Below are 25,167 nucleotides of genomic sequence, written 5' to 3' on the forward strand. Positions count from 1 at the left end.
GAAGAAGCGGGTCCATCAGACCAGTGATGCCTTGGAACTGGGACGGCCTGGATGCGACTTGCTGAGGCGACGCTCGGTTTTCGTCTGCAGTGCCGCCATGAATTCGGGGCCTCCAAGCGCCCATCCTCTCAGGGCCGACTCGGTCAAGGCCAGTTGTTGTTGTTGGCTCAGCCCCTCCTGCACCAGCCTGGCATAGGCGGCCTCACGGGCAAAAGGCGTGTTGCCCAGCTCCCAATAGAGCGGATGGGGCGTCACCATGCGGTCTACCCGCAAGCCGGCATAGTGCGCATGGCTGGACCAGGGATAGTCCCGCGCCATGGTGACCAGACCGGCGCGCACCGGGTTCAGGTCGATGTAGGCCATGCAGGCCAGCAGATGGCTCTCGGCCTCGATCAGGGTGGACTTGTAGCGACCCTCCCACAAGGTCCCGCTGCGACCGTGGCTGTCATTGAAATAACGCACGTAGCGACGACCGACCGCCTGCATCAAACGCGACAGGCCGTCACCCGTCTGGGGTGTCAGCAGCAGATGGAAGTGGTTGTCCATGAGCACATAGGCATGGACGGCCACTTCGTGCTGACGCGCATGGTCCTCGAGAAACTCCAGCATGCGCTGACGGTCGGCGTCCGCCAGGAAAATGGCCTGCCGGTTATTGCCACGCTGGATGACGTGATGCGGATAACCGGGAACGCTGAGACGGGGAAGGCGGGCCATGATGGTGCGGAACGGGGCCGCACCATCATAAGTTGGTTCCGGCCCCGTTTATTGTTTAGGCGCCTTGGCCACACGCACTTTGCCACTGGTGGTGATCAGGATGACCGCCTCACCAGGCTGGAACACCTCCGCACCTTTGGCCTGCACGAGGGCACGCCGCTCACCGTTCTTGAGTTGAACGAGGATTTCATAAGCTTCTTCGCGTGTGCCCGCACGCTCGATCACGTTGCCGGCCACGGCGCCAGCGGCCGCTCCCAGGATACCGATGATCTGCGCCTCGCGTTGCCCGCTGCCGGCGCCGTAGCCTGCCAAACCACCGACCACACCACCAGTCGTGGCGCCCACGCCCGACTGGCTACCCTCAACCGTCACCGTGCGCACAGAGAGCACCACCGCATCCACCACGGTGGAAAGGCGCTGGGCATCGCCGCGCTGGATCACGTCCGGGCTGCTGCTCGCACAACCGGCCAGCGCCAGCACGAACCCCCACATCCAAAGCTTCTTCATGATTTCATCCTCAATAAAAATTTCGCGCCTGCACCGGCAGGCCGCATCTTCAGACAACGCCAGACGGCACCGGCGGTTGACCCTCTGGCAAACGGAAACGGCTTTGCAGCAGTTCCGTCAACCCGAACTCCTCAAGTATCGCCTGCAGGCGCTGGGCCGCCGCACGCTTGCGCTGGCCGGTGTACCGCGCAATGATGAGTTCATTCTTGAGACTGTGCTCCCAGCCCACGAGTTCCGTCACAGTGACCTGGTAACCCATGGCTTCCAGGTAAAGGCACCGCAGCACGTTGGTGATCTGGCTGCCCATTTCGCGGGTATGCAGGGGATGGCGCCACAACTCTGCCAGCGGCGTACGCGACAAGGACAAGGCCTTGCCAGAATTCAGGGTCCGAGCCACCTCGGCCTGGCAGCAGGGCACCAGCACCATATAGCGGGCCTGCTTCTGCAAGCCGAAAGCAATGGCATCGTCGGTGGCCGTGTCACAGGCGTGCAAGGCCGTCACGATGTCGATATGCGCAGGCAATTCACCAGCCTGCATGGACTCGGCCACGCTGAGGTTGAGAAAAGACATGCGCCCAAAACCCAGACGCGCCGCCAGCTCGCGCGACTTCTGCACCAGGTCCGGCCGGGTCTCGATGCCGTAGACATGCCCGCTCGGGTTCTGCTTGAAAAAGAGGTCGTAGACGATGAAACCCAGATAGGACTTGCCGGCACCGTGGTCTGCCAAGGTGATCCCGCGCTCGTCCGACGCACGGTCTTTCCGCTGCGCCTGCAAGTCCAGCAAGATCTCTTCAATGAAGCGGAAGAGGTGGTAAACCTGCTTGAGCTTGCGCCGGGAATCCTGGTTGAGCTTGCCCTCGCGTGTGAGGATGTGCAGCTCCTTGAGCAGCTCGATCGATTGCCCTGGGCGGATTTCGGAGGCCAGTGGCTGCGCTGGCACCAGCTCACCCTTCGCTTGGCCGGGCTTGCGGTCTTTGACCTGTCCTTGTTTCATGCATCACCTCCGGTTCCGCCTTCGGGCTTGACGTCCTGGGCATGGCGAGCTATCCCCAGGTCGTTCCACCCGGCATGTCCTAGCTGCTCCAGGACCTGCATGTTCTTCTCATAGATCGTCTCCGCCTCTGGAAAAGCCTCGACGGCCCGGTCGATGCTGGCCTCGCGCAAGAGATGCAGGGTGGGATAAGGCGCACGATTGGTGTAGTTGCTGATGTCGTCGGCGGCAGTGCCTGCAAATTGGAACTGCGGATGGAAACTGGCGATCTGCAGTTCACCCTGCAGCCCCAGTGCTGTCAGAACCGCGTCGGCCTGCGCGAGGAAATCATTGAAATCAAGAAAATCCGCGAGACACAAAGGCAGCACCAACACGGTGGTGTCTCTTTGCGCCGGATCGCTGGCCTGCAGCTCCTGCAACTCGCGGACCAGATCGTTTCGAACGCCCGGCACATCGCGGGCGGGACTCACGACCCAGTGGATCTGGCCTTTGACGTGCACGCTCTTGGCAAACGGGCAGAGGTTGAGCCCGATCACGGCACGCTCCAGCCAGATCTGCATGTCCTGCCGGACAGCTTCTGCAAAGGCGGTGGGGAGAACATCCTGCGATGGCGTCATGCCCTGATCCTAAGGCCCAGGCGCCAGGCCAGCAGCAATCCCATGCCTGAGCAGGCGCCCGTCACCGTCCAGGTCCAGTGCCAGCCACCCGCGCTGCTGGCGACCCAGGCCACCAGAGGCGGCCCGACGAATTGACCCAGCGAGGCCCACTGCTGCATCCAGCCGACCGTGGTGGACACCGTTCCCTCTCCTGGCGCCAGGCGTACCGCCAGCGAAAACAAGGTCCCTGGAATCATGCCTCCTACCATCGAGAAGACCAGCACCGCAAGGAAACGTACCGTGACCGGCAACCCCGTACCCTCAGCCGCCAGCGGCCACACAAAAAAGGCCAGCAGTGTCCCCAGGCCCATGACCGCAAAGCCGGTGTAGAGCAGCACTTGCGGTTGCACACCGCGCGCCAGCAGACGCCCCGATGCAATATTCCCCACCATGTTCACGGCCGCAACCAGCGCGGTCAGCACCGCGCTGACACCACCGGCAACACCGGCCTGCGCGTAGATGGTGGGCAAAAACCCGATCACAGCCAGCCACTGCCCCGAGTACACGGCAAAGCTGAGCGCCACCAGCCAGGGACCTGGCGCACTGAGGGTCTGGCTCAGGCGCAGGATCCACGCGCGCTGTGTTGAGGCAGCGACTGAAACCGGGGACGGAGCGCGCAGTTGGTCCGAGGGAACGACGCGCCACACCCACCAGGCCATCCCCAGCGTCAGCGCGGCCAGACTCCACCACCAAAACTCCCACCCGCTCAGCGCGATGACCAAGGGCCCACACAACAAAGCAAGCGCCGTACCCAGCGGCATGTAGGTGCCCCAGAGCCCAAGCATGACACTCATGCGCTGCGGGTCCACCAGATGACGGATCAGGCTGGGCGCCGGCATGGAGACCAGCAGGAAGCCCAAGCCCTCCAGGGCACGCAATGCCAGCAGCGTGTAGGCATCCTGGGCCCAGCCGCCCAGCAGGGAAGCCAGCGACAGCAACAGCAGACCACTGAGCATGCTGCGCCGCAGCCCCAGGCCGTCGGCCGCAAGGCCGACCGCCAGCCCCAGGACCATGCCAGCCAGCTGCACGAGGGAAAGCAGGAAACCGGCCTGCAGCAAGGTCACACCCAGCGCCCGTTCCAGCACAGGCAGGGCCGGCGAAAGCTTGCCCACGTGCAGTGCAGCGGCCACGCCAGCGGCAATCACCACATAGGCCGGTTGAACTCCCTGGTGCTTCATCCCCACAACCTCTTGCCGGTGAGCCGCTCATGTTCACGCCCCGCAAATCGGTCGGTCATGCCGGCAATGTAGTCCGCCACCACACGCAATACAACTCCCTCCGAATCCTCAACACCCTGGGCGGCACGTGCTCGCGCAGCGTGTCCGGACTGCATTTCGCCAGGGAGCTGGCGGTAGCAGTCGAAGAGTTCCTGGATGACCTGCCGCGCCAGTCCGGTGGTCTGCATCACATTTGGGTGGCGGTACAGGTTCTGGAACAGGAATTTTTTGAGCGTCATTGAACGTTCGCGCATTTCGGCACTGAAAGACATCAGCGCAGGCAAATGGCGGACTTCAGCAACGCTCTGCGGCCGCAGGCGTTCCAGCTCCTTTTGAGTGGTCTCGATCACGTCGTAGACCTGTGCACTGAGCATGCGGCGTATGGTCTCGTAGAGAAGCCTGCGCCCCGCATCAGCCTCAGCAAGCCGTGGGTGCTCGCGCAGCGCCTGCAGGCGATACCCCTCGAAAAGGCTGACGGACTCCAGCTGTTCCAGCGTGATCAGACCCGAGCGCACACCATCGTCGATGTCGTGGGCGTTGTAGGCGATTTCATCGGCCAGATTGCACAGCTGTGCCTCCAGGCTGGGTTGTGTGCGATTCAGAAAACGCGCCCCCACCCCCCCCGGCTCCACGGCTTCAATCTGCTCGGCATGGGCGCGCGAGCAATGCTTGAGGATCCCCTCGCGCGTCTCGAAAGTCAGATTCAGCCCGTCAAAGGCCGGATAACGCTCCTCCAGCCGATCCACCACGCGCAGGCTCTGCAGGTTGTGCTCGAAGCCACCATTTCCGGCCATGCACTCGTTGAGCGCATCCTGCCCGACATGTCCGAAGGGTGTGTGCCCCAGGTCGTGCGCCAGCGCAATCGCCTCGACCAGGTCCTCGTTGAGGCCCAGGGAACGGGCGATCGAGCGGCCCAGCTGCGCGACCTCCAGCGAATGCGTGAGACGGGTGCGAAACAGGTCGCCTTCGTGGTTCAGGAAGACCTGGGTCTTGTAGACCAGGCGACGAAATGCGGTGGAATGAACGATACGGTCGCGATCGCGCTGGTACTCGGTCCGTGTGGGGGCAATTGCCTCCGGATACCGACGGCCACGCGTGTTGGCCGGGTCACTGGCGTAGGCAGCAAGCATCAATGACCTCGCGCACCAGCGCATCGGGCGCACCACGCACGCCGGCCCGGCCCGGAGCCTCGATCACGACAAAGCGGATTTCCCCGGCTTCGGCTTTCTTGTCCACGCGCATCAACTCCAGGTAGCGCCCCGCGTTATCCTGCCCGTCCAGCTGCGGACCCGCCACGGGCAAGCCGGCCCGGGCGATCAGCGCCTTGAGCCGCTGCACCAAGGCATGGTCGATCAGACCGAGCCGCTCCGACAGCGTAGCCGCCATCACCATGCCGCAGCCGACAGCTTCCCCGTGCAACCATGCGCCGTAACCCATGCCAGCCTCGATGGCATGCCCAAAGGTGTGGCCGAAATTGAGGATGGCCCGCAAGCCGGCCTCGCGTTCATCCTGGCCCACCACCGAGGCCTTGATTTCACAACTACGCCGCACGGCATGTGCCAGAGCCGACGGATCACGCGCCCGCAGGGCGTCCATGTTCACCTCCAGCCAATCCAGCAGCGCCATATCGGCGATCGGCCCGTACTTGATGATCTCGGCAAGACCGGCACTGAGTTCTCGTTCCGGCAGGGTCTTGAGCGTGTCCAGGTCACAGATCACACGCTGGGGCTGGTAGAAGGCGCCGATCATGTTCTTGCCCAGCGGATGGTTGATCGCCGTCTTCCCTCCCACGGAGGAATCCACCTGCGCCAGGAGCGTCGTCGGCACCTGCACGAAGGGCACGCCTCGCATATAACTCGCGGCAGCGTAGCCCGCCATGTCGCCCACCACACCTCCGCCCAGCGCGTACAGCACGGTCTTGCGATCACACGCCTGGGCCAGCAAGGCATCAAAGATCAGGTTCAGGGTCTGCCAGTCCTTGTGCGCCTCGCCATCCGGCAATTCAACCACTCGCACCTGGCCGTAATGCGCTTGCAGCGCCTGCCTGAGCTTGGCCACGTAAAGAGGCGCCACCGTGGTGTTGCTGACGATCAGCGCCTGTGCTGCGCGTGGCAAGCCGGCATAGCTGTCGGGCTGTGCCAGTAGTCCGCTGCCGATGAGGATGGGATAGCTGCGTTCGCCCAGCTCAATGAGCACCTGCATGAGCGCTGGCCGGGTCAGATCGGTACTTTGTGACATCCCCCGAGTTTAGGGCACCGGCCGAAGCACAAGCGGCCGGCACGGCTTTGGACCATCAGTTCTGGGGCACGATACCAGCCAGCTCCAACTGCATCACGATCATGTTGACCAGGGTGGCGACGGAGGGGCGGCCGGTATCAATGACAAAGTGCGCCGTTTCCCGGTAGAGAGGGTCACGCACCGCATACAGCTCCCGCAGTCGCTGCAAGGGATCACCGACCTGCAAGAGCGGGCGCTGGGTATCGTGCCGCAGCCTGCGCATCAACTCTTCAGGTGTCGACTTCAGGTACACCACCTTGCCACGCATGTGCAGGCGCTGCCTGTTGACCTCCCGGAGTACGGCACCCCCACCGGTCGACAGGACACCCGACTGTTGCGTCAACTCATCGAGCACCTGTTCCTCGATATCACGAAAGGACGTTTCACCTTCCCGCTCGAAGAACTCGCGAATCGGGCAGCCTATGCGTTGCTCGATGACCTGATCGGCGTCGTTGAAGGACAACTGAAGCCGACGGGCAAGCTGACGCCCGACCGTAGACTTGCCGGAACCCGGCAAGCCGACCAGACTGATGATCAAGACAGGACTCGCGAGTGTGGCCGTTCAGCGCAGGGAGGTACGGTCTGTCAGTGTCTTGGGCGTGATGAAGACCAGCATCTCCTGCTTGTTGGACACCCTGGACTTGTTACGGAACAAGGCGCCGATCCCAGGCAGATCGCCAAAGAACGGAACCTTGGTCGTATCTTCGCGCTCCAGCTGGGTAAAGATGCCGCCGATCACCACGGTACCGCCGTTTTCGACCAGTACCTGGGTCTTCACGTGCTTGGTGTCAATGGCAAAACCCGCCGGCGTGGACTGCCCCACCGTGTCCTTGTTGATATCCAGCTCCAGAATCACATTGCCTTCAGGCGTGATCTGGGGCGTGACTTCCAGCATCAGGTTGGCCTTCTTGAAAGCGATCGAGGTCGCACCACTGGCCGAAGCCACCTGATACGGAAGTTCCGTACCCTGCTCGATAATCGCCTTCACCTTGTCCGCCGTGACGACACGCGGACTGGATACCACCTTGCCCTTGCCATCGGCTTCCAGCGCTGATATCTCCAGGTTCAGGAATCGGGCCGCGTTCTCGCCGAAGATCGAGACAGCAAAAGTTGCCGCATTGAAACCGCCCTGCCCACCGCCCGGCAGATTGACAAACGTACCGGAGGTCGTACCGGCTGACGCTGCGTTGTAAGTCGGCCCAAACTGGGCCCCAGCCCCGGTCGAATCGGTACTCGCGTTCATACCCCCACCAAGCCTGACACCCAGCGATTTACCGAAGGTATCGGAGGCCTCGACAATGCGCGCCTCGATCAGCACCTGGCGCACCGGAATATCCAGCTTGCCCACCAGGTCCTGCACCTGCTCCAGCTTGCTGCCAACATCGGTCACGAACAGCTGGTTGGTGCGGGGCTCGGCGATGGCGCTTCCCCTGGGACTCAGGATGCGTGAACTGGAACCCGCGGCACCACCAGCCGCACCAACAGAACCAACAGCACCGACACCCATCAGTTGCCGGGCCACATCGACGGCCTTGGCATAGTTGAGCTGGAAAGACTGGGTGCGCACAGGCTCCAGGGTCTCAAGCGCAGCGTTGGCTTCACGCTCCAGCTTTTCCTTGGCCAGGATCTCATCCTTGGGCGCGATCCACAACACGTTACCGTTCTTGCGCAAGCCCAGGCCCTTGGACTGCAGGATGATGTCCAGGGCTTGGTCCCAGGGCACGTCCTGCAAGCGCAAGGTCACGTTGCCGGCCACCGAGTCGGAAGTCACCACGTTGAAGTTGGTGAAATCGGCAATCACCTGCAACAGGGCACGAATTTCGATGTTCTGGAAATTCAGCGACAGCTTCTGTCCGTTGTAACCGGGCCCCTGGGTCAATTTGGCAGTGTCGACACGCTGGGGCTTGACTTCAACCACGAACTGGTCATCACTCTGATAGGCGCTGTGCTCCCAGGCGCCCTTGGGCTCGATCACCATGCGCACACGGTCGCCCACCTGGAAGGCGGTCACTGTCTGCACCGGCGTGCCGAAATCGGTCACGTCAAGCTTGCGGCGCAAGCCTTCGGGCAAACTGGATTTCATGAACTCGACCACCAGGGTCTGTCCGCTCTGACGTATATCGACACCCACCTGGCTATTGGGCAAGGCGACGACCACTCGACCCGAACCGCTCACACCGCGACGAAAGTCAAGGTCCTTGATCGGCAGGGTTTCACGGCTCTTGCTTTCGGCAAAAGTGGAGGCGGGTGCAACGGGTGCTGTAGTCGCCGCTACGGGATCCAGCGTGACCAGCAGCGACTTGCCCTGCAACTCAGCCTTGTAATTGGTAGCCTGCTTCAGATTCAGGACCACGCGGGTACGGTCTCCGGCGGGAATGAGATTGACCGAGCGCAAATTGCCCTGATTGACCTCGATCGTGGAACGCCCCATGGCGTTTCCCACACCGGGAATATCCAGCGCAATCTTGGCCGGCGACTTGATGGAAAAACCATTGGGCACAGCCGTCAAAGGCTGTGACAGATCGATCTTGACGACTTCCGCCCCACTTTGCAGGGAGCCGGTCACGGCCTCGATGATGGGCTGCGTCGCGGTCGCGGGAACCGTCTCTGACGCTTGCGCACCAGCCGTCTGCGCCAACGCAGAAACACCCAGCATGGCCAAGACCATGGCGCCAGCCCAGCGCGTCCACATAATCTGATTTTTCATTTAGCTTTCTCCTGCAACTGCAGTGTGGCGGGACGCTCGATCCACTCGCCCACGGCGTCTTGCACAATTTCGCGCAAGATGACTTCGGTCTCGGTGATTTTGGTCACACGCCCATAGTTCATGCCCAGATAGCTGCCCAGCCTGACCTGGTAGAGCAAGCGGTCGACCCGGATCAAGGCGGCCGGCTGCCTTTCCTGGATCAGACTTCCAACCATGGACATGGTGTCGAGCGGGAAAGCCTCCAGGGCCTCCTTGCGCCGAGCCAGTTCCGGTGCAATCAGGGCACTGGTGATCGTAGCGGGCTGGACCACGTCCCGCTTGAGGGCGGACGTCAATTTATCCTTACTGAAAGGATCAACGGTCGCCATATCAACGTAATTTTCCGGCTTGTATGGCTTGGGTTCTGAAATCGGGGCGACCCGCGGACGCATCTGGTTGCGCTGCTCCAGCATCCAGGCGCGCAAATCGTCCTCGCTGGACGCCCCACAGCCCGCCAGCACCAAGGCTGTCATCAGCAAGGTCAAAAACCGGATCAGACTCATTTCTTGCCCCCTGCGGGCTTGCGCTGCGCGGCGATTTCGTCTTTGTCGAGATAACGGAACGTCTTGGCTGTTGCATCCATGACCAGTGTCGAACTGTCGCGCCCGGCACCCGGCACCATCGTCAGATTGTTCAGCGTCACGATGCGCGACAGATGTGCAATATCGGAGGTGAAGGAGGCCATGTCATGGAAACGACCGGTCACCCTGATAGCGATCGGCAACTCGGCGTAGTAGTCCCGGATCACCACCGAACCAGGTCGGAACAGGTCGAACTGCAGGCTGCGCCCCAGGCCCGCCTGGTTGATGTCAGACAGCAGCGCATCCATTTCCGCCTTGCTGGGCAACTGTTTCTCCAACTGTGTCACGTACTGCAGGACCTGTTCGCGCTGCTTGCGCAATGCATCGAGGTTGATGGCCTTGGCCAGCTTGGTCTTGTATTCCTCGCGCAGCTTCACTTCCTTCTCGCGCGCCTGGGTGAGGATTTCATCCTCGCCGCTGAGCCAGACGAACCAGAGCGCCACGACCACTGCCAATGCGATGGCGAGGAACAAACCGAAGCGCGGCAGCGGCGGCCAGACGACCGGATTGCGCGGGTCGAGATTGCTGAACTGGGACTGCAGCGTTGTCTTCCACTGCGCAAATTTCAGATTCAAGGATGATGTGCTTGCCATATCGGTATCCCCTTATGGCTTGGCGGGCTGGGAAGCCACCGCCATAGGCGCCGATGCGGCAGTTGCGGGGGGTCTCTGCACCTCGCTGGCACGCAACATGCGCACGCGCACGGTGAAATTGGCCACCCGCCGCTGGTCTTTGCCAAAGGTCACATTGGCTGCCACGATCTCAACCAGTTCCGGCTTGGAAAACCAGGGGGAGTGGTAGGCCAGGTTACGCAGCAGTTCGGAGACCCGCTCGTTGGACTGCGCCGTACCCTGCAAGATAATCAGCTGGTTGTCCTGACGCATATTGGTGATGTACACCCCCTCCGGGAACTGGCGAGTCAGTTCGGTCAGCAACTGCACCGGCATGTTGCGATCGGCCTGCAGGTTTTCCACGGCCTGCTGACGAGCACGCAAAGCGGCAATTTCCGCCTCAAGTGCGGCAATATCCTTGATCTGGTTGTCCAGCTTCCGGATTTCCTGGGTCAGCATCGTATTCAGCCCCTCCTGCGAGGATATCTGGCCCTGAAGCCAGAGAAACACGATGCCGGCGAGCAGGCCGCCGGTCAGAGCAGATGCGCCCAACGAAATGTTGAAAACATCCTGCCTCTTCTTGCGCGCGGCCTCGCGGTGAGGCAGCAGGTTGATCAGTATCACTGCAGAAACCTCCGCATCGCCAGACCACAGGACGTCAGGTAAGAGGGCGCCTCTCGGGTCATCTTCTTGAGGCGGACTCCGTCACCGATCTCCATGCCGTCAAAGGGATTGACCAGGCTGCACGGGAAGCTCAACTGCTGCGTCACGGCATCGGTCAGCCCGGACAAGGCTGCCGCCCCGCCCGCCAGCATGATGTAGTCCACCTTGTGGTGCGGCGTACTGGTGAAGAAGAACTGCAAGGCGCGTCCGATTTCCTGAACCATGCTTTCGATGAAGGGACGCAGCACGCTGCTTTCGTAGTCCTCAGGCAGCTCACCGCTGCGCTTCTTGGACTCGGCCTCCTCCAGCGAGAAACCATATTGACGCACGATCAGCTGGGTGAGCTGGGCACCCCCAAAGGCCTGGTCGCGCTCATACAGCACCTCGTCATCCCGGATCACCTGCATGCTGGTGGTCAGCGCCCCCACCTCGAACAAGGCCACGATAGCCCCCACCCCCTGCTCCGGCAGATTGGCGATCAGGCGCTTGGCCGCCAGGCGGGAAGCATAGGACTCCACATCGACGATGACGGGCTTGAGACCGGCCGACTCGGCCAGTCCCTGAATGTCCTGGACTTTTTCCCGGCGTGACGCAGCAATCAGTACATCGATATCGCCTGCCGTTGTCGCGCTGGGACCGATCACACAGAAGTCCAGGCTAACTTCCTCAAGAGGGAAGGGGATGTATTGGTTGGCCTCGGCCTCCACCTGCATCTCCAGTTCCACCTCGCTCATCCCGCCGGGCAGGACGATCTTCTTGGTGATCACAGCCGACGGTGGCAGGGCCATGGCCACGTTCCTGGTCTTGGTGCCGCTTTTCTTGACCAGGCGACGCACGGCCTCGGCCACTTCATCGAACTTTTCGATGTTGCCGTCCGTGATCCAGCCACGCTCCAGCGGCTCGATCGCGCAACGATCGAGCACATACTGACCAGCTTTGTTCTGGCTCAACTCGACCAGCTTGACACTGGAAGAACTGACATCCAAACCCAGCATGGGCTCAGGCTGGCGACTGAACAAGGATCCCAATGAGATCAAGAGCATCCCCTGAAAGAAACCGGCGACAGGCCGGCAAACCTATGAATTCACTTGAATGCTAGCAGTTAGGTCCTTGTCCTGCAAAGGATTTTTCCCAAATCGGCACGACTGAGCGTTGTCAAAAGCAGACGGTTTGTATGCGATTGCAACAAGCCGGAAGCGGGCGTTTCACTATGGCTGAGGAGCCACGCATGAATAAAAGAACCTTGGCGGCCCTCTTGGTGAGCCCAGATTTTTATAATGCTGACGCGACCTTACAAAGATTTTATGCCCCCTGATTCCCATCCCGAGCCCACCCCCGCCCCCAGCCCAACCGGCATGAAATCCCCTCGCTCTGCCGCCGTGCGCCGGCTCCTTCGCGTCGGCCTGTGGGCCGGCGGCATCGCACTGGCAGGACTGGCCTCGATCTTCATCGTGGTCTCCATCGCCATGGCATTGGCCTACCCGAATCTGCCGGACATCTCCGACCTTTCGGAATACCGACCCAAACTGCCGCTGCGCATCTTTTCAGCCGAAGGCGAACTGATTGGCGAATTCGGCGAGGAGCGCCGCAATTTCACCTCGATCAAGAACATCCCCCAGGTCCTGACCGACGCGGTCCTGGCCATTGAGGATGCGCGCTTCTTCCAGCATGGCGGCGTCGATTACGTGGGGGTCGTGCGCGCCGGCCTGGCCAATGTCGGCAAGGCCAAGAGCCAGGGAGCTTCGACCATCACCATGCAGGTGGCGCGCAACGTCTACCTGTCTTCCGAGAAGACCTTCACGCGCAAGATCTACGAGATCCTGTTGACCTTCAAGCTGGAGCACCTGCTCACGAAGGACCAGATCCTCGAGATCTACATGAACCAGATCTATCTGGGCAACCGCGCCTACGGCTTTGCCGCCGCGGCCGAGACCTACTTCGGCAAGGCGCTCAAGGACATCACCATCGCCGAGGCCGCGATGCTGGCCGGCTTGCCCAAGGCGCCCTCCGCCTACAACCCGATCAGCAACCCCAAGCGCGCGCGCAGCCGCCAGCTTTACATCATCGACCGTATGCTGGATAACGGCTTCATCACTGCCGAAGAGGCAGAAACGGCCAGAAAACAGGATCTGCGGATCAAGTCGGCAGGTAACAACGCTGGCGGAAACGGGCCGACGCGCAGCCACGCGGAGTTTGTGGCTGAAATGGTGCGCCAGCTGATCTTTGCCCAGTATGGCGAGGAAACCTATACACGGGGACTCAACGTTTACACCACGATACGCTCCAGCGACCAGGAGGTGGCCTACCAGGCCCTGCGCCAGGGCATCATGGAATTCGAACGCCGCCAGGCCTACCGGGGGCCCGAGAAATTCATCACCCTGCCCGAAAAAGCCGCCGAGCTTGAGGACGCCATCGATGACGCTCTGGACGAGCATCCCGACAACGGCGATCTGCTGGCCGCCGTCGTGCTCGAAGCCAATCCACGCAAGGTCGTGGTCATGCGACGCGGGGGAGAAATGCTGGAGATCACAGGCGAAGGGCTGCGCATTGCCCAACCCGGCCTGCAACCCAGGGCCGGCCCCAAACTCAAGATCCGTCGTGGCGCCATCATCCGGGTCATGAAGACAGCGAAAAACACCTGGGAGATCCTGCAGTTGCCGGAAGTCGAAGGGGCCTTCGTTTCACTGGACCCGCGCAACGGCTCCATCAAGGCCCTGGTCGGCGGTTTCGACTTCGAGAAGAACAAGTTCAACCACGTCACCCAGGCCTGGCGCCAGCCCGGTTCGAGCTTCAAGCCCTTCATCTACTCGGCCGCACTGGAAAAGGGTTTTACCCCGGCCACCGTGGTCAACGATGCCCCGCTGTTCTTCGAGCCCGAGCTCACCGGGGGCCAACCCTGGGAGCCGAAAAACTACGATGGCGCCTTCGAAGGACCGATGCCCCTGCGACGCGGCATGGCGAAGTCCAAGAACATGATCTCCATCCGCGTGCTGGACGCCATCGGCGCACGCTACGCCCAGAGTTGGATCACCCAGTTCGGCTTCGATGCCGAAAAACACCCGCCTTACCTGACCATGGCGCTGGGCGCTGGCTCGGTCACGCCCATGCAGCTGGCAACCGGCTATTCGGTCTTCGCCAACGGTGGCTACCGCATCAATCCCTGGATGATCAGCAAGATCACCGAACAAAAAGGCAAGGTCCTGGCCCAGGCCAAGCCGGTCGTGCCCGATGAGTCCATGCGTGCCGTTGACGCGCGTAACGCCTTCGTCATCTCCACCCTGCTGCAGGAGGTCACGCGCTCGGGTACAGCCGCGCGGGCGCAGGCCACACTGAAGCGCCCGGATATCTATGGAAAAACGGGTACTACGAACGATTCGATGGATGCCTGGTTTGCCGGCTATCACCCCACTCTGACCGCCATCACCTGGATCGGCTACGACACGCCGCGCAAGCTGGGCGATCGTGAGACCGGCGGCGGCCTGAGCCTGCCGGTCTGGATCAGCTACATGGAGCATGCTCTACGCGACGTTCCAATTCTGGAACTGGCACCGCCCGAAGGCGTCGTTCATGCCGGCATTGACTGGCTTTATACCGAGCACGCCAAAGATGGCGGCGTGCTGTCGCTGGGGCTGGATGACATGCCAGCTGTCATGCCCCCACCCGGAGGCATCGTGCCTGCACCCGCCCCCGTAGCGCCGGCCCCTGCACCAGCGCCGGCGGCGACGCCCCCACCGGCTCCAGCGCCCAATCCTCCCGCGGAGGAAAAACTGCGCATCCTCGACCTGTTCAAGAACAACTGATCAGGCGGAGAACTCGAGTGCCGTGGCGGCCTGCTCGCTCGCGTAGCGCGACAGGCTGGCAAAGAACTCCCCCTGCCCCTTGGTGTCGAGCCACTGGCTGCCATCGAATTTGTAGTGGTACCCGCCCGAACGGGCCGCCAGCCAGATTTCGTGCAGGGGTTTCTGCAGGTTCACCACGATCTGGCTGCGATTGCGAAACACCAAGGTCACCATGCCGCCGACGCGCTGGTTATCGATATCCACATCGCTTTCCTCGTTGATGCGGTCGCAACTGGTTTCGATGGCACGCAGGACACTCTCGGCGCGGTCCATGAATTCGGTGTCGGTCATTACAATTCCGTGATGTTGGAAACCCCTCGAATTCTAGTCAGGCCTCTAAGCCATGCCGCGTTTGCTGTCATTGCGGCAAGTGCCTTGCTTGGCATGACGGGCTGCGGCCAGACCGGCAGTCTGTACCTGCCCACCGAGCCCGCCGCCGCCAATCGCGCCTCCTTGCCCCAGTCCATGTGGCCAGCGATGCCTGACAAGAAGAAATCCGACACACCCGCCACACCAGCCCCCGGTGCGACGCCAACCCCCGCATCCGCCCACGTACCCGCCCCCCAATGACCGCCAAACCACTCCCGGGTCACCCCCACATCGCCTACCGGGGCGATGAGCTCTTCATCGAAAACGTACGCTTGGCTGATCTGGCCCGCCAGCACGGTACGCCGCTGTTCGTCTACTCCAAGGCTGCCATGCTGGCCGCCCTGGGCGCCTACCAGCGCGGCTTTGCCGGCCGCAAGGCGCAGATCTGCTACGCCATGAAGGCCAACTCCTCGCTGGCCGTGCTGCAGCTGTTCGCTCAGGCCGGCTGCGGTTTCGACATTGTCTCCGGCGGCGAACTCGAACGCGTGCTGGCTGTAGATGGTGATGCCGCCAAGATCATCTTCTCCGGCGTCGGCAAGACACGCGCCGAAATGCGCCAGGCGCTTGACGCAGGTATCGGTTGCTTCAACGTCGAGAGCGAAGCTGAAATCGACGTGCTCAACGAAGTTGCACTGACCGTGGGCAAACGCGCGCCCATCAGCATCCGCGTCAACCCCAACGTCGATCCCAAGACCCACCCCTATATTTCGACCGGCCTCAAGGGCAACAAGTTCGGCATCGCGCACGAACACACGCTGGCCACCTACCAGCGCGCCGCATCCCTGCCCGGCCTGAACGTCGTAGGCATCGATTGCCACATCGGTTCGCAGATCACCCAGGAGGCGCCCTACCTGGACGCCATGGACCGCGTGCTGGATCTGGTTGCGGCCATCGAGGCAAGCGGCATCCCGCTGCACCACATCGACTTCGGTGGCGGCCTGGGTATCGATTACAACGGCGACACCCCACCGGCCGCCGATGCCCTGTGGGCCAAGCTGCTCGCCAAACTGGATGCGCGCGGCTACGGCCAGCGCCAGCTCATGATCGAGCCCGGCCGTTCGCTGGTGGGCAATGCCGGCGTCTGCCTGACCGAGGTGCTCTACCTCAAGCCCGGGGAACAGAAAAACTTCTGCATCGTCGATGCCGCGATGAACGACCTGCCGCGTCCCGCCATGTATGAGGCCTACCACCAGATCGTGCCACTGGCACCACGCGCCGGCGCCGGCGCGACCTGGGACGTGGTCGGGCCGGTGTGCGAAAGCGGTGACTGGCTCGGTCGTGACCGCAGTCTGAACGTGCAGCCCGGCGATCAGCTGGCCGTGCTGTCAGCCGGCGCCTACTGCATGAGCATGGCCAGCAACTACAACACGCGCGGTCGCGCCGCCGAGATCCTGGTTGATGGAAGTCAAGCCAACCTGATACGTCGACGAGAAACTCCGTCGGACACGTTCCAGCACGAACGACTGCTTTGATCGCACCAATCCTCCATGGTTTGACTCACATCAAACCATGCAGCGGCGACATTTCCTATAGTCGCGCCTTGTCATTTCATAAAGGCGCCCTCCGTGTCGATCGAACTCTACCGGGACCCCAACCATGTCTGCCTGATGTTCACCGACCTGGTGGAGGAGGATGGCGATACCGTCCAGGCCAACCAGTTCCTGATCGTCGACCATGACCATGGCGCCATCATCGACCCGGGCGGCAATCTGGCCTTCAACGAACTGCTGCTGACCAGTTCGCGCTTCTTCACGCCGCAGCACCTGTCCTACATCGTTGCCTCGCACGCCGATCCGGACATCATTGCCTCTCTGGACCGCTGGCTGACCTCAACCCCGGCCCAGCTCGTCATCTCGCGCATCTGGGAACGCTTCGTCCCGCACTTCACCAAGGCCGGGAAAACCCAAGGCCGGGTCATCGGCGTCTCTGATGCCGGCGGCATCCTGCCCCTGGGCAAGAGTGAGCTGCATCTGCTGCCAGCCCACTTCATGCACTCCGAAGGCAACTTCCATTTTTACGACCCGATCAGCAAGATCCTGTTCACGGGCGACTTGGGTGTATCCATGATGTCAGGCGAACAGGCAAAGAAACCCGTGACCGACTTCAAGGCGCACGTGCCGTTGATGGAGGGTTTCCACCGCCGCTACATGGTCTCCAACAAGATCCTGCGTCTGTGGGCAACCATGGCGCGCAAGCTGGAGATTTCCCTGCTGGTACCACAGCACGGCGCACCACTGGCCGGCCCGGCCATCCCCGCCTTCTTCGACTGGATCGAAAACCTGCAATGCGGTGTCGACCTCTTCGACGAACGCATGTACCAGCTACCGCGGACCCTGATCGATCCGCGCCTGACCAACAGCCGCCCCGCGGCGCTGGCCTGACCAGAGGCGCCAAAGGCGCCAGCCCAGCAAGAGGCCGAGCACACCTGCATAGACCTGGACCTCGGCAAAATTGTTCTTCCCGGCGCGCATCCAGAAGAAGTGGAGGACAGCCAGAACAGCCACGGCGTAGACCAGCCGATGCAGGGCCTGCCAGCGGGCCGCCCCGAGCGCGCGAATCGCGCGATTCCACGAGGTCGCAGCCAGCAGCGTCAGCAGCACGAAGGCGGTGAACCCCACCAGGATGAACGGTCGCTTGGCGATATCGCGCGCGATGTCGCCAGGCTCCAGGCCCATGTCGAGCCAGGCGTAGCACAGCAGGTGCAGCACAGCATAGGAAAAGACGAAGAGCCCCAGCATGCGGCGCAGCCGCGCCAGCGCCGGGAGTTTCAGCTGGATGCGCAGGGGTGTGACTGCCAGCACCAGACACAGCATGCGCAAAGTCCAGTCACCCGTGGATCGGATCAATGCTTCAGCCGGGTTGGCCCCCAGCTGATCACTCGCCGCTGCATAGACCAGCCAGAGCGCCGGCAACAGGCAGGCCAGGAACAGAACCGGCTTGACGGCAGGGCCCAGCAGCCAGCGGTTCAGGCGCGCCGTGTCCACTTGGAGCTGTCTGTCAGTAATACTTTTTCAGGTCCATGCCGGCATACAACTGCCCCACCTGGGGCTCGTAGCCGTTGAACATCAAGGTCTTGCGCTTCTTGGCAAAGAGCCCATCCTCGCCAATGCGGCGTTCGGCAGCCTGACTCCAGCGCGGGTGGTCTACCAGCGGGTTGACGTTGGAATAGAAACCGTATTCCTGGGGTGCAGCCACGCTCCAGGCCGTGGCCGGCTGCTTGTCGGTGAAGCGGATCTTCACCAGGCTCTTGCCACTCTTGAAACCGTACTTCCACGGCACCACGAGCCGCAGGGGTGCACCGTTCTGCTTGGGCAGCACCTCGCCATACATGCCAAAAGTCAACAGGGTCAGGGGATGCATGGCCTCGTCCATGCGCAGGCCCTCGACATAAGGCCAGTTCAGCACGCGCGAGCCCACATAGGGCATGGTCTTGCTGTCGGCCAGGGTGACGAACTCGACGTACTTGGCGCCGGGCTGCGGCTCGACTTTTTTGATCAGCTCCGCCACCGAGTAGCCCACCCAGGGAATCACCATGGACCAGCCCTCGACGCAGCGCATGCGGTAGATCCGCTCCTCCATCGCCGACAGCTTGAGCAGGTCTTCCAGTGCGTAGTTGCCGGGCTTTTTGACCAGCCCCTCGATGGCCACGGTCCAGGGCGCGGTCTTGAGCGTGTGCGCGTTGCGCGCCGGGTCGCTCTTGTCCATGCCGAACTCGTAGAAGTTGTTGTAGCTGCTGGCGTCCTTGAATTCAGTGAGTTTTTCCATGGTGCTGGCACCACTCACCGTCGACTTCCGGCCCACCAGTTTGGCGCCCTGGCCGGGCATTTGGGCACGCGCATCGCGCGTCGCCCAGCTGGCCAGAACGGCGCCGGCGGCGCCACCGGCCATCAGGCGCATCAGCTGACGCCGGTCCTGGTAGACAGCTTGCGAGGTGATCTCGCTGGGTTGCGGATGGGTGTAACCATCGTCACGGGTCTTGATCAACATGATGCGATCCTCCTAGGAACTCAGTCGCAGAACTGGGACCCATTCTTACAAAGATCGTGCCCGGCAGTGCGGGCTGGCTGCATGGCCCTACAGCGCACCGTAGCTGTGCAGGCCGCTGAGGAACATATTGACGCCGATGAAGGCAAAGGTCGTCACGCCCAGGCCGGCCAGCGCCCACCACGAAGCGACCGTGCCGCGCAGGCCCTTCATGAGGCGCATGTGCAGCCAGGCCGCGTAATTGAGCCAGACGATCAGGGCCCAGGTTTCCTTGGGGTCCCAGCTCCAGTAACCACCCCAGGCCTCGGCCGCCCACAGGGCGCCTAGCACGGTGGCGATGGTGAAGAAGGCGAAGCCCACCGCGATGGACTTGTACATCACGTCGTCCAGCACCTCGAGCGAGGGCAGGCGCTCGGCGATGCGACGGCGACCCAGCAGGATGCCGCCGACGATCAGCGCGGCGATGATGAAATAACCAAGCCAGTAGCTGCCGCCAGCGACGGCGGAGCTTTGACGGAACGCCAGCGGCACGAAACACAGCACGATGCCGAAGATCCACAGCGGCGCCAGCTTGTACCAACGCGTTTCCTGCGACTGGCTCTTGATCAGATAGGCAAACGCCACCATGGCCGCCAGGGCAAAGGTGCCGTAACCAACGAAGTTGGCTGGCACATGGAGCTTCATCCACCAGCTCTTGAGGGCCGGCACCAGGGGCTGGATCTCGTGCGCCCCGCGCACGACGGTGTACCAGAGCAGGAAACCCACGGCCGCGCTGACCACCAGCATGACGAAGGCGCCCATGCCGCGAGTACCGTACTGCTGCTCGAAGTACAGGTAGAACACTGCCGTCATCCAGCAGAACAGGACGAACACTTCGTACAGATTGCTGACCGGAATGTGGCCGATGTCCGGACCAAGCAGGTAGCTTTCGTACCAGCGCACCATGGTGCCGATCAGGGCCATGCCCACGGCCACCCAGGTCAGGCGCGAGCCGATCAGCTCCATGGTGGCGCCCTGCGCACGGCTGAACATGCCGATCCAGTAGAACACCGTGCTCATGAAAAACAGCACGCTCATCCACAGGATGGCCGACTGGCTGGACAGGAAGTACTTGAGCCAGAACACGCTCTCGGCGCGCGCCAGCTGGCCCTGGTAGGAGAAGATGCCCAGCAGCGAGAAAGCTGCCACTAGCAGCATGAGCACACGCAGCGGCCGCCAGAACCAGCCCAGCGCCACCACAGAGGGGATGGCCAGCAACAGGATGCCCTTCTCGTACACATCCATGAAGGCGTGGTAGTTGGCATAGGCATACAGGCCGCCCACAGCCACCAGCAGGGCAAACAGCCAGTCAAAGAGACTGCGCTTGGCAAAGTAGCCCTCGTTGAGGGTCAAAGTGGTCGTGGCGGTGTTCATGCAGGACTCCTAGTCAACAACTTGTCGCGCAGCTGTTCGAATTCACGATCGGTATCCAGGGTCTGGCGGTTGGATGACAAGGCCATGCTGGCCTGGGCACCCTGACCCTGCGGCGTCAGCCATATCCAGAGGCGGCGCTCACGCACATAAAGCATGGCGAAAACGCCAAGGATCAGCAGGGCGCAGCCCAGGTAGACGATGGTCTTGCCCGGAGCCCGTGCCACCTGGAACACGCTGGCCTGCAGCTGGGTGAAATCCGTCAGCTGCAGGGCCATGGGCGCCGGGTAGAAATAGGCATCGCTGAGCGCCAGCACGGCCTGCATCATGAAGGCCTGGGTGCTTTCGTCGGAGGCCAGGGGCTTGAGCCCGGCACGTTCGCGTGCCACTTGCAGCAGTTCGAACAAGGCACCGTTGAGGATGCGCACCAGCATCTCGCCGGCACGCTCGCGTTCAGCCTCGGGCACGTTGTTCTCCATGAAGTCGGCCACGGCCTGCAGGCCGCCCGGCGCACGGCTGCCCGGCACCGGCTCGGCCCCCGAGAACAGGCCCAGTGCCCGCAAGGCCGAGGCACTGAGCTGGGGCAACAGATCCTTGCGGGAAGGATCGACCATGCGCGCGGCATAACGGCGCACGGCCTGTGCGCGCAGGGCCGGGTCAGCGAGCGCGGCGCGCAGTCGGAAGAATTCATCGGTCGACCCCTGGGCGTCGGCCGGCACCCGCAGATAGCGGTAGGGCTCGGAGGGCGTCTCGCGCATGCCCATCAGGAAGACAGGGACCCCGTCACCCAGATCGACCGGCAGCATGTAGTTGTGGAACTCGCGCGCCTGGCCGGCTTCGTCACGCAACTTGTAGCTCACGCTGGGGCCCACATTGCGCTGGGTCTTGGGGGCGTCCGCCTTGTTGGCCGCGCCCAGCCGCTGGTCCAAGGACGCTCGCAGGTCGACCTTGCGCACGTCCACGCCCGAAGGGCCGCTGGCAGAAAAATTCTCGACGTTGATGACGCGCAGACCGGTGTACTCCAGGGTGAGTTTCTGGTTGCCATTGCTCAACTGCGAGCTGCCGCCGATCACGCCCTCGATCTCGAAAGGCTTGGTCGCCGCATTCATGGGCTGTGCCTTGAGGCGCACGGTGGAGCCACCATCGTCGAAGCTGGACTGGTAGATCTCGATGCCCTTGTAACTGGCCGGGTGGTTGACCTCGACCCGGGCCTCCTTCTTTTCGCCCGTGGCCTTGTCGTGGATCACGATCTCGCTGGCGAACAGCTTGGGCATGCCGGTCGAGTAATGCTCGACGATGAATTTCTTGAGCTCGATGGCAAAGGGGAGATCCTGCAGCAGGATGCCATCGGACTGGTTCAGGATGGCGGTGCTCGACTGGGTGCCTTCGGCCACCAGCAGGTTGCCCCGGAAGGTCGGGTTGCGCTCGCTCAGGCGATGCTCGGGTTTGACGTCGGCAATCAGGCCGCCGCCGTTGTAGACCGTCTTGCCGCCCCACCACATCTGGGCGCGCACGATCAGGTCGCCATCGAGCAGACCCCCCAGGCAGACCAGCACGATGGCGCTGTGCGCCGCCAGGTAGCCCAGCTTGTTGGCGGCACCGGCCTTGGCCGCCAGCATCCAGCCGGGGCCGGCGGGCGTCTCGCGCTGCTGCAACTTCACCTTCCAGCCACCGGTGGCCAGCAGACGGCCCAGGCGCTGCGCGGCGGCTTCGGGCGCTTCGCCCAGACTCGCCTGGGCGCGATGGTGGAAGGCCTGCAGCGATTGCTCGCGCATGTTCTCCTTGTAGGCCTTGAGGTCCGCCAGGATCTTGGGCGTGTTGCGGGCAATGCACAGCGAAGTGCTGGTGACCAGGAAGGCCAGGATCAGCAGGAACCACCAGGCGCTGTAGACCGCGTACAGGTCCAGCTTGCCGAAGACCTCGGCCCAGAAAGGGCCGAACTGGTTGATGTAGTTGTTCAGCGGCTCGTGCTGCTTGAGCACCGTGCCGATGACCGATGCGATGCAGATCACCGTCAGCAGCGAAATGGAAAAGCGCATCGACGACAGCAGCTCCACCGCCGCACGCAGGGTGCGGGAGGATGCGGGCAGCTCCAGGCCCTGGGTGGAGACGGTCATGGCGATAGTGACGGTGGACTGTAGAAAATAAAAAGGCGGGTCTTCATGCAAAGACCCGCCTGGGTAGGAGTGCCTGGGGACTGCAGGGTTCCGTCAGCGGGCGTCTAGCCGGCATTGTGAACCAAACATCACCCACGACTTATTCATGCCGGGATAACCGGGCAGCTTGCCGGTGTATTGCTTAACGCAGGCCCGCAATGTAGTCAGAAACGGCCTTGATCTCGCGATCGTTCATCTTTGCTGCGACCTGTGCCATCTGCACGCTGTTCTTGCGCACACCGTCTCGGAAGGACAGCAGCTGGGCGCCGGTGTAGTCGGCATGCTGGCCGCTCAGGCGCGGGTACTGGGCCGGAATGCCAGCACCATTGGGGCTGTGGCAACCGGCGCAGGCCGCGATCTGGCGGTCCGGAATGCCGCCACGGTAGATGCGTTCACCCAGGGCCACCAGATCCTTGTCCTTGGCGAAACCAGGCTTGGCTTTCTGCGCGGCCAGCCAGCCCCCGATATTCTTCATGTCCTCATCGCTGAGCACGGCAGCAAAGCCCTTCATCACGGCGCTGTTGCGCTTGCCGGATTTGAACTCCTGCAACTGCTTGGCCAGGTAATCCGGGTGCTGCTGGGCCAGTTTCGGATTGGCCGGAATACCGGAGTTACCGTCGGCGCCATGGCAGGCCGCGCAGACCGCGGCGTACTTGGCTTCGCCCTTGGCCAAATCAGGCTTGGCGGGCGCCTGGGCATCCTGGGCTGCAAGGGCGGGTGCTGCCAGCATGGCAGCCAACATCAGGGGGGCAAGCAACTTCATGGTGGTTCGGGTGTGGTTGGAGCAAAACTGCCCGATTCTACAATGCAGGTCCGGGCACTTCACCACCACTCCATGACTCCCCCCTCCAAAACTGCCGTCCCACCCCACCTGGGCGGCAAGCCCGCCCCCCCCAATCCACTGGCCGTCCAGGCCCTGGGCTGGCTGCACACGGCCCGTTTCCTGACCACGGCCCCGGAGCTGCACTTCCTGCCCGCCCTGGACGTGCCGGAAATCGCCTTTGTCGGCCGCTCCAACGCCGGCAAATCGACCTGCATCAACACCCTGACCCAGCAGAACCAGCTGGCCTTCGCCTCCAAAAAACCCGGGCGCACACAGCACATCAACCTGTTCGCCCTGGGCAAACAGGGCATCACCGACGCCGTGCTGACCGATCTGCCAGGTTATGGCTATGCCGCCGTGCCCAAGCAGGACAAGATCCGCTGGCAACAGGTCATGGCCAATTACTTGGTCACACGCGAGAACCTCAAGGCCATTGTGCTGATGTGCGACCCGCGCCACGGCCTGACCGAACTGGACCAGGTCCTGCTCGAAGTGATTCGTCCGCGCGTCGAGGAAGGCCTGAAGTTCCTGGTCATCCTGACCAAGGCCGACAAACTCACACGCAGCGAAGGGGCCAAGGCCCTGTCCATCATGAAGCTGCAGGCCGGCGGCGGCGAGGTACGCCTGTTCTCGGCCACCAAACGAACAGGCATCGAGGACGTTGCCACGCTGCTGTGGTCTTGGGCGCACCCTGACGCCGTGACCGACCCGGCATGATCGAAACCTGGCAACAGCCGCTGCCGCACGGCATCACCCTGAGCTGTCGCGCTGCGGGCGAACGCGGCCGACCGGTCCTACTCTTCCTGCATGGTTTCCCCGAAGCCGCTTTTGTCTGGGACGAGCTGCTGGTCCATTTCGCCCGGCCAGAAAACGGCGGCTACCGCTGCGTGGCCCCCAATCTGCGCGGCTACGAGCGGTCCAGCGCCCCCTCTGACGTGGCCGCCTACCGCGCCAAGCACCTGGTACAGGACATCGCGGCGCTGGCTGCCATTGAAGCCGGCGCTGCCCCTCTGGCCTGCCTCATCGCGCACGACTGGGGCGGCGCCGTGGCCTGGAATTTCGCCAACCAGCTGCCGCAGTTGAGCGCGAAGCTGGCCATCATCAACTCGCCGCACCCGGGCACCTTCCTGCGCGAGCTGAAAAGCAATCCGAAACAACAGGCCGCCAGCGCCTACATGAACTTCCTGATCCGGCCCGATGCCGAAAAGCTGCTGGCCGAGAACGACTACCGCCGGCTCTGGGACTTCTTCCTGGGCATGGGTGCCGGAGCAGACAGCTTTGGCTGGCTCACCGACGAGGTGAAAGCGCGCTACCGCGCCGTCTGGGACCAGGGCCTGACCGGTGGCTGCAACTACTACCGCGCCTCACCCTTGCGCCCGCCGCGCGCCGAGGACCCGGCCGCCAGCACCATCGAACTGCCGCGCGAGATGCTCACCATCTCCCTACCCACGCTCGTGCTCTGGGGCCTGGGCGATACCGCTCTGCCGCCCGAATTGATCGAAGGGTTGGACGACTACATCCCGCAACTCACGCTGGAAGCCGTGCCGGACGCCACCCACTGGATCGTGCATGAGCAGCCGCAGCGCGTGATCGCCTCGCTGCAGCGCTTCCTGCAGAGCTGAG

At 62.7% G+C, this 25,167-nt stretch carries 25 protein-coding genes; 6 read left to right on the top strand and 19 right to left on the bottom strand.

The features are described from left to right. Nucleotides 1–15 precede the first annotated feature (15 nt). The 13 genes from AO057_RS00560 to AO057_RS00620 form a co-directional block, all read right to left on the bottom strand. The gene (locus tag AO057_RS00560) at nucleotides 16–714 is read right to left on the bottom strand and encodes an REP-associated tyrosine transposase (RefSeq protein ID WP_057673794.1); all 699 of its coding nucleotides are present in this window, start codon (nucleotides 712–714) and stop codon (nucleotides 16–18) included. Between the two features lie 48 nt (nucleotides 715–762). Next, on the bottom strand, nucleotides 763–1,221 hold the full coding sequence (locus AO057_RS00565) for an outer membrane lipoprotein (RefSeq protein WP_057673795.1): 459 nt from the start codon (nucleotides 1,219–1,221) through the stop codon (nucleotides 763–765). Between the two features lie 49 nt (nucleotides 1,222–1,270). After that, entirely contained in the window at nucleotides 1,271–2,215 is a 945-nt protein-coding gene (locus AO057_RS00570; protein ID WP_057673796.1) for a class I SAM-dependent methyltransferase, read from the bottom strand. After that, nucleotides 2,212–2,829, bottom strand: a complete 618-nt coding sequence (locus AO057_RS00575; protein WP_057673797.1) for a DUF1415 domain-containing protein — start codon at nucleotides 2,827–2,829, stop codon at nucleotides 2,212–2,214. The genes AO057_RS00570 and AO057_RS00575 overlap by 4 nt, the downstream gene beginning before the upstream one ends. Further along, complete coding sequence (locus AO057_RS00580; protein WP_057673798.1) at nucleotides 2,826–4,046, bottom strand: MFS transporter; 1,221 nt, start codon at nucleotides 4,044–4,046, stop codon at nucleotides 2,826–2,828. The genes AO057_RS00575 and AO057_RS00580 overlap by 4 nt, the downstream gene beginning before the upstream one ends. After that, on the bottom strand, nucleotides 4,043–5,215 hold the full coding sequence (locus AO057_RS00585) for a deoxyguanosinetriphosphate triphosphohydrolase (protein ID WP_240480702.1): 1,173 nt from the start codon (nucleotides 5,213–5,215) through the stop codon (nucleotides 4,043–4,045). The genes AO057_RS00580 and AO057_RS00585 overlap by 4 nt, the downstream gene beginning before the upstream one ends. Further along, entirely contained in the window at nucleotides 5,193–6,287 is a 1,095-nt protein-coding gene (gene aroB / locus AO057_RS00590) for a 3-dehydroquinate synthase (protein WP_371258259.1), read from the bottom strand. Before aroB ends, AO057_RS00585 begins: the two co-directional genes overlap by 23 nt. Before the next feature lie 91 nt (nucleotides 6,288–6,378). Further along, nucleotides 6,379–6,900 carry a shikimate kinase gene (locus AO057_RS00595; protein ID WP_057673801.1) on the bottom strand — a complete coding sequence of 174 codons (522 nt, stop codon included), beginning with the start codon at nucleotides 6,898–6,900 and terminating at the stop codon, nucleotides 6,379–6,381. Nucleotides 6,901–6,924: 24 nt separating this feature from the next. Next, nucleotides 6,925–9,069, bottom strand: a complete 2,145-nt coding sequence (pilQ, locus tag AO057_RS00600) for a type IV pilus secretin PilQ (protein ID WP_057673802.1) — start codon at nucleotides 9,067–9,069, stop codon at nucleotides 6,925–6,927. Next, complete coding sequence (locus AO057_RS00605) at nucleotides 9,066–9,611, bottom strand: pilus assembly protein PilP (RefSeq protein ID WP_057673803.1); 546 nt, start codon at nucleotides 9,609–9,611, stop codon at nucleotides 9,066–9,068. The genes pilQ and AO057_RS00605 overlap by 4 nt, the downstream gene beginning before the upstream one ends. Continuing rightward, nucleotides 9,608–10,282, bottom strand: coding sequence for a type IV pilus inner membrane component PilO (locus AO057_RS00610; RefSeq protein WP_057673804.1), 675 nt, complete (start codon nucleotides 10,280–10,282; stop codon nucleotides 9,608–9,610). Before AO057_RS00610 ends, AO057_RS00605 begins: the two co-directional genes overlap by 4 nt. Nucleotides 10,283–10,294: 12 nt before the next feature. Then, the gene (locus AO057_RS00615; RefSeq protein WP_057673805.1) at nucleotides 10,295–10,924 is read right to left on the bottom strand and encodes a PilN domain-containing protein; all 630 of its coding nucleotides are present in this window, start codon (nucleotides 10,922–10,924) and stop codon (nucleotides 10,295–10,297) included. Beyond that, nucleotides 10,921–12,000 (bottom strand): pilus assembly protein PilM, encoded by a 1,080-nt coding sequence (locus AO057_RS00620; RefSeq protein WP_057677114.1) that lies wholly within the window; start codon nucleotides 11,998–12,000, stop codon nucleotides 10,921–10,923. Before AO057_RS00620 ends, AO057_RS00615 begins: the two co-directional genes overlap by 4 nt. Nucleotides 12,001–12,318: 318 nt before the next feature. Here AO057_RS00620 and AO057_RS00625 point away from each other — a divergent pair, with 318 nt between their 5' ends. Continuing rightward, entirely contained in the window at nucleotides 12,319–14,763 is a 2,445-nt protein-coding gene (locus tag AO057_RS00625) for a penicillin-binding protein 1A (RefSeq protein WP_057673806.1), read from the top strand. Here AO057_RS00625 and cyaY read toward each other — a convergent pair whose 3' ends face one another. Continuing rightward, the gene (cyaY, locus tag AO057_RS00630; protein ID WP_057673807.1) at nucleotides 14,764–15,093 is read right to left on the bottom strand and encodes an iron donor protein CyaY; all 330 of its coding nucleotides are present in this window, start codon (nucleotides 15,091–15,093) and stop codon (nucleotides 14,764–14,766) included. 12 nt (nucleotides 15,094–15,105) lie between these two features. Between cyaY and AO057_RS18140 the strand changes: the two genes are divergently transcribed. The 3 genes from AO057_RS18140 to AO057_RS00640 all read left to right on the top strand — a co-directional run bounded on the left by AO057_RS18140 (nucleotide 15,106) and on the right by AO057_RS00640 (nucleotide 17,552). Then, nucleotides 15,106–15,372, top strand: a complete 267-nt coding sequence (locus AO057_RS18140; protein WP_082605353.1) for an LPS translocon maturation chaperone LptM — start codon at nucleotides 15,106–15,108, stop codon at nucleotides 15,370–15,372. Next, nucleotides 15,369–16,643: a diaminopimelate decarboxylase gene (lysA, locus tag AO057_RS00635; RefSeq protein ID WP_057673808.1), complete on the top strand. Its 1,275-nt coding sequence runs from the start codon at nucleotides 15,369–15,371 to the stop codon at nucleotides 16,641–16,643. The genes AO057_RS18140 and lysA overlap by 4 nt, the downstream gene beginning before the upstream one ends. 93 nt (nucleotides 16,644–16,736) lie before the next feature. Next, on the top strand, nucleotides 16,737–17,552 hold the full coding sequence (locus AO057_RS00640) for an oxygen-binding di-iron domain-containing protein (RefSeq protein ID WP_057673809.1): 816 nt from the start codon (nucleotides 16,737–16,739) through the stop codon (nucleotides 17,550–17,552). Here AO057_RS00640 and AO057_RS00645 read toward each other — a convergent pair. The 5 genes from AO057_RS00645 to AO057_RS00665 all read right to left on the bottom strand — a co-directional run bounded on the left by AO057_RS00645 (nucleotide 17,493) and on the right by AO057_RS00665 (nucleotide 23,484). Next, nucleotides 17,493–18,140, bottom strand: coding sequence for a protein-methionine-sulfoxide reductase heme-binding subunit MsrQ (locus AO057_RS00645; RefSeq protein ID WP_057677115.1), 648 nt, complete (start codon nucleotides 18,138–18,140; stop codon nucleotides 17,493–17,495). The genes AO057_RS00640 and AO057_RS00645 overlap by 60 nt on opposite strands. 28 nt (nucleotides 18,141–18,168) lie before the next feature. Further along, nucleotides 18,169–19,158 carry a protein-methionine-sulfoxide reductase catalytic subunit MsrP gene (gene msrP / locus AO057_RS00650; RefSeq protein WP_057673810.1) on the bottom strand — a complete coding sequence of 330 codons (990 nt, stop codon included), beginning with the start codon at nucleotides 19,156–19,158 and terminating at the stop codon, nucleotides 18,169–18,171. Between the two features lie 87 nt (nucleotides 19,159–19,245). After that, nucleotides 19,246–20,568, bottom strand: a complete 1,323-nt coding sequence (gene ccsB / locus AO057_RS00655; protein WP_057673811.1) for a c-type cytochrome biogenesis protein CcsB — start codon at nucleotides 20,566–20,568, stop codon at nucleotides 19,246–19,248. Further along, nucleotides 20,565–22,682 (bottom strand): cytochrome c biogenesis protein ResB, encoded by a 2,118-nt coding sequence (locus AO057_RS00660; protein ID WP_057677116.1) that lies wholly within the window; start codon nucleotides 22,680–22,682, stop codon nucleotides 20,565–20,567. The genes ccsB and AO057_RS00660 overlap by 4 nt, the downstream gene beginning before the upstream one ends. Nucleotides 22,683–22,863: 181 nt before the next feature. Continuing rightward, a complete protein-coding gene (locus tag AO057_RS00665) occupies nucleotides 22,864–23,484 on the bottom strand; it encodes a c-type cytochrome (protein ID WP_057673812.1) in 621 nt (206 codons plus the stop codon). Nucleotides 23,485–23,556: 72 nt separating this feature from the next. On the opposite strand from AO057_RS00665, the gene yihA reads away from it, so the two are divergent. Together yihA and AO057_RS00675 are read left to right on the top strand one after the other, a co-directional pair. Beyond that, nucleotides 23,557–24,261, top strand: coding sequence for a ribosome biogenesis GTP-binding protein YihA/YsxC (gene yihA, locus AO057_RS00670; RefSeq protein WP_057673813.1), 705 nt, complete (start codon nucleotides 23,557–23,559; stop codon nucleotides 24,259–24,261). Further along, nucleotides 24,258–25,166 carry an alpha/beta fold hydrolase gene (locus AO057_RS00675; protein WP_057673814.1) on the top strand — a complete coding sequence of 303 codons (909 nt, stop codon included), beginning with the start codon at nucleotides 24,258–24,260 and terminating at the stop codon, nucleotides 25,164–25,166. The genes yihA and AO057_RS00675 overlap by 4 nt, the downstream gene beginning before the upstream one ends. The last annotated feature ends 1 nt before the right edge of the window (nucleotide 25,167 follow it).

This window comes from Curvibacter sp. PAE-UM, assembly GCF_001432305.1.
GTDB lineage: Bacteria > Pseudomonadota > Gammaproteobacteria > Burkholderiales > Burkholderiaceae_C > Hylemonella.

Bases quoted from the DNA above. Each gene is read 5' to 3' on its own strand.
- AO057_RS00610 (WP_057673804.1), bottom strand. From the start codon at position 10,282: ATGGCAAGCACATCATCCTTGAATCTGAAATTTGCGCAGTGGAAGACA.
- AO057_RS00560 (WP_057673794.1), bottom strand. From the start codon at position 714: ATGGCCCGCCTTCCCCGTCTCAGCGTTCCCGGTTATCCGCATCACGTC.
- lysA (WP_057673808.1), top strand. From the start codon at position 15,369: ATGACCGCCAAACCACTCCCGGGTCACCCCCACATCGCCTACCGGGGC.
- AO057_RS00570 (WP_057673796.1), bottom strand. From the start codon at position 2,215: ATGAAACAAGGACAGGTCAAAGACCGCAAGCCCGGCCAAGCGAAGGGT.
- AO057_RS00660 (WP_057677116.1), bottom strand. From the start codon at position 22,682: ATGACCGTCTCCACCCAGGGCCTGGAGCTGCCCGCATCCTCCCGCACC.
- pilQ (WP_057673802.1), bottom strand. From the start codon at position 9,069: ATGAAAAATCAGATTATGTGGACGCGCTGGGCTGGCGCCATGGTCTTG.
- aroB (WP_371258259.1), bottom strand. From the start codon at position 6,287: ATGCAGGTGCTCATTGAGCTGGGCGAACGCAGCTATCCCATCCTCATC.
- AO057_RS00565 (WP_057673795.1), bottom strand. From the start codon at position 1,221: ATGAAGAAGCTTTGGATGTGGGGGTTCGTGCTGGCGCTGGCCGGTTGT.
- AO057_RS00585 (WP_240480702.1), bottom strand. From the start codon at position 5,215: ATGCTTGCTGCCTACGCCAGTGACCCGGCCAACACGCGTGGCCGTCGG.
- AO057_RS00575 (WP_057673797.1), bottom strand. From the start codon at position 2,829: ATGACGCCATCGCAGGATGTTCTCCCCACCGCCTTTGCAGAAGCTGTC.
- cyaY (WP_057673807.1), bottom strand. From the start codon at position 15,093: ATGACCGACACCGAATTCATGGACCGCGCCGAGAGTGTCCTGCGTGCC.
- AO057_RS00580 (WP_057673798.1), bottom strand. From the start codon at position 4,046: ATGAAGCACCAGGGAGTTCAACCGGCCTATGTGGTGATTGCCGCTGGC.
- ccsB (WP_057673811.1), bottom strand. From the start codon at position 20,568: ATGAACACCGCCACGACCACTTTGACCCTCAACGAGGGCTACTTTGCC.
- msrP (WP_057673810.1), bottom strand. From the start codon at position 19,158: ATGTTGATCAAGACCCGTGACGATGGTTACACCCATCCGCAACCCAGC.
- AO057_RS00625 (WP_057673806.1), top strand. From the start codon at position 12,319: ATGAAATCCCCTCGCTCTGCCGCCGTGCGCCGGCTCCTTCGCGTCGGC.
- AO057_RS00675 (WP_057673814.1), top strand. From the start codon at position 24,258: ATGATCGAAACCTGGCAACAGCCGCTGCCGCACGGCATCACCCTGAGC.
- AO057_RS00605 (WP_057673803.1), bottom strand. From the start codon at position 9,611: ATGAGTCTGATCCGGTTTTTGACCTTGCTGATGACAGCCTTGGTGCTG.
- yihA (WP_057673813.1), top strand. From the start codon at position 23,557: ATGACTCCCCCCTCCAAAACTGCCGTCCCACCCCACCTGGGCGGCAAG.
- AO057_RS00665 (WP_057673812.1), bottom strand. From the start codon at position 23,484: ATGAAGTTGCTTGCCCCCCTGATGTTGGCTGCCATGCTGGCAGCACCC.
- AO057_RS18140 (WP_082605353.1), top strand. From the start codon at position 15,106: ATGTTGGAAACCCCTCGAATTCTAGTCAGGCCTCTAAGCCATGCCGCG.